This is a genomic window from Psychrobacter proteolyticus (assembly GCF_038155145.1).
Lineage (GTDB): Bacteria > Pseudomonadota > Gammaproteobacteria > Pseudomonadales > Moraxellaceae > Psychrobacter > Psychrobacter proteolyticus_B.
Map to the genome: position 1 here is coordinate 1 of NZ_JBAKAY010000113.1, position 224 is coordinate 224.

Sequence of the window (224 nt, forward strand, 5' to 3'; positions counted from 1 at the left end):
AGCCATCCACTAGAGTTCACTGATGACATCATTGATGAATATGCCCAATTGCCAGAGCTAGTATCGCACTTACATCTAACGGTTCAAAGTGGCTCAAATGCTATTTTGGCAGCGATGAAGCGCAACCATACAAACGATGTTTATATCAATCAGATTAATAAGCTAAAAGCCATTCTTCCAGATATTCACTTGTCGAGCGACTTTATTATTGGCTTCCCTGGTGA

At 40.6% G+C, this 224-nt stretch carries 1 protein-coding gene; it reads left to right on the forward strand.

Annotation, left to right across the window (positions count from 1 at the left end):
- A partial coding sequence (locus V6252_RS13190; protein WP_341610747.1) for a radical SAM protein occupies nt 1-224 on the forward strand: 224 nt, incomplete at both ends.